The organism is Pseudomonas sp. DrBHI1 (assembly GCF_002205115.1).
GTDB lineage: Bacteria > Pseudomonadota > Gammaproteobacteria > Pseudomonadales > Pseudomonadaceae > Aquipseudomonas > Aquipseudomonas mosselii.
Genome location: NZ_NIBE01000118.1, coordinates 1 through 2,830, shown reverse-complemented (window position 1 = coordinate 2,830; position 2,830 = coordinate 1). Strand labels below are relative to the sequence as shown.

Here is a 2,830-nt window from a genome sequence, read left to right as displayed (position 1 = left end):
TTCGGTCCGGAGAAACTCGACCCGGCCACCCCGCCCTACGTCATGACCTTTCCGCCGCCCGTGGTCGGCGCGGCCCCCGCCCAGGACCCCGACTACGCGGCCCGCAGCAGCCCCAACGGCAACGCCCTGGAGGCGTTCCTGACCCAGCCGGGGCTGACGCCGTTCCCGTCGCAGTACGCCAACGTGCTCGACCGCAACCCGTGGAAGGCGCAGATCGAGATGTTCCTCAACCGCAGCGGGGTCGGTTCGCCCGCCGAAGGCCGTCCGCCAGGAAAGGGCTGGTCGCACCAGCGCTGGAACGAGTTCTACCCCCAGGCCGCGTTCAAGACCGCCCAGGCCGGGGCGCGCATCAACCAGGGCCTGCGCGATCGCAAGCAGTTGCACAACTATGCCAAGGGCGAATTCGCCCCGGGCGGGCTGTACTACCAGACCTCCGACATCCCCACCACCCTGGGCACCACCAAGGGCATCGACACCCGCTTCCACCCCAAGATGCCCCTGCAGGGCCACAAGGCGCTGTGGACCTTCGACGGCACCTTTCCACCCAAGCTGCTGATGGTGCGCTACGGCCAACCGGTGCTGATGCGCCATTACAACGCCCTACCGATCGACCCTTCGGCCAACAACGGCTTTGGCCTGCATACCATCTCCACCCACGAGCACAATGGCCACTCGCCGGCCGAGAGCGACGGCTTCGCCAACGCCTACTTCTTCCCCGGCCAGTACTACGACTACCGCTGGCCGATCCAGCTGGCCGGCTACGACACCATCAACACCCGCGCCCAGGACCCGCGCGCGGCCTTCCCCTGCGCACCGGGCGAAGCCCTGTTCGTCAACGACGCCTCCCCTGGCCTGAAGACCTGCGAGAACGGCAGCATCAAGATCCGCGGCGACTGGCGCGAGACCATGAGCACCCACTGGTTCCACGACCACATGCTCGATTTCACCGCGCAGAACGTCTACAAGGGCAACGCGGTAATGATGAACTACTACTCGGCCATCGACCGCGGCAACGAAGCCCTGCAGGATGGCGTCAACCTGCGCTTCCCCAGTGGCGCGGCGATGCCCTGGGGCAACCGCGACTACGACGTCAACCTGGTGATCGCCGACAAGGCCTGGGACGCCAACGGCCAGCTGTGGTTCAACCCGTTCAACACCGACGGCTTTCTCGGCGACCAGATCCTGGTCAACTGGCAGTACCAGCCCAAGCTCAAGGTGCGCGCGCGCAGCTACCGCTTCCGTATCCTCAACGGCTCGGTGTCGCGCTACTTCAAGTTTGCCGTCGTGCGTGAAATCGCCGGCAACAGTGGCGAGTTCAAGGGCCCGAGCGGTTCCAACGTCTCCTATGCCCGCGTGCCGTTCCACATGATCGCCAACGACGGCAACATCATGGAGCACGCCGTGCCATTCGACGGCACCCTGGACCTCAATGGCGACGGCAACCTGCAGGACAACAACGCCATCCTGCCGCTGCAGGGCATCGCCGAGCGCTACGACATCATCATCAATTTCGCCAGGAACGGGATCAAGGCCGGAGACAAGCTGTACTTCGTCAACCTCATGGAACACGACACCGGCAAGGGCCCGAAACAGGCCATTAGCCTGGCCGACGTGCTGTCGGAAAAGTACAAGGCGGTCATCAAGCAGACCAGCAAGGGCCCGGAATGGGATGGCGGCGACCCGGTGGTCGGCAAGTTCATGCAGTTGATCGTGCAGCCCTATACCGGCCAGGACGTCAGCATGGACCCGAGCTTGTATGAACCGGCAAAACCCGGCAAGGCCGCGGGCTTGGTGATGATTCCCCTGCCCCTGGACCGCACCAGCGCCAGCGATCAGGTCAAGCTCAGGGCCGCCCGCCACCGCGAGTTCATCTTCGGCCGCTCCGATGGCACCGACAGCGCGCCCTGGACCATCAAGACCGACGGCGGCTTCGGCTACAGCATGGACCCGCGGCGCATCAACGCCGCCCCGCAACTGGCCAACGAAGCCACCGATGGCGGTTTCAGCGGCGACGGCACCCTCGAGGTGTGGAAGATCAAGAACGGCGGCAATGGCTGGAGCCACCCGGTGCATGTGCACTTCGAGGAAGGGGTAATCCTCAGCCGTGACGGCAAGGCGCCGCCGGAATGGGAAAAATGGGCGCGCAAGGACGTCTACCGCATCGGCCCGGACACTGATTCGTCGGAAGAAGTGGAAATGGCCATTCGCTTTCGCGAGTTCGCCGGCACCTACATGGAGCACTGCCACAACACCCAGCACGAGGACACCTCGATGCTGCTGCGCTGGGACCTGGAACACCCCGGCCAGTTCCAGATGATGCCGACGCCGCTGCCCGGCTGGGATGGCGTGGAATACGTCAACTCCGCCGCCCTGCCGACCTTCCGCACTGCCAGCAGTGGCTCCGGCAACGACGGCAACAAGCCGCCGGTGGCAGTGAACGACAGCGCCGCGACCCTGGCCGGCAAGCCGATCGTGCTCAACGTGCTGGCCAACGACACCGACCCCGACGGCAACCTGCCGCTGAGCATCAGCAGCCTGGCCCAGCCCGACTCCGGCCAAGGCACGGTCAGCAGCAACGGCACGCAGCTCACCTACACCCCACCGGCCACCGTCGCCACGGCGTTCACCGCCAGCTTCACCTACGCCGCGCGCGACGCCAAGGGCCTCGAGTCGCTGGCGCCGGCCACGGTGAGCATCGCGGTCTCGCCAGCGGTGCCGATGGACGAGATCCAGGTCAGCAGCGCCACGGTGCAGTTGCGCAGCAACAACCGCTGGACCTGGGAAGTCTCCGGGACCACTTCGGTGGCCACCGGCAACAGCATCCGGGTTT

At 65.7% G+C, this 2,830-nt stretch carries 1 protein-coding gene; it reads left to right on the top strand.

Annotated elements, in window-relative coordinates; translation table 11 throughout:
* A partial coding sequence (locus tag CC207_RS22420) for an Ig-like domain-containing protein (protein ID WP_088852784.1) occupies positions 1-2,830 on the top strand: 2,830 nt, incomplete at both ends.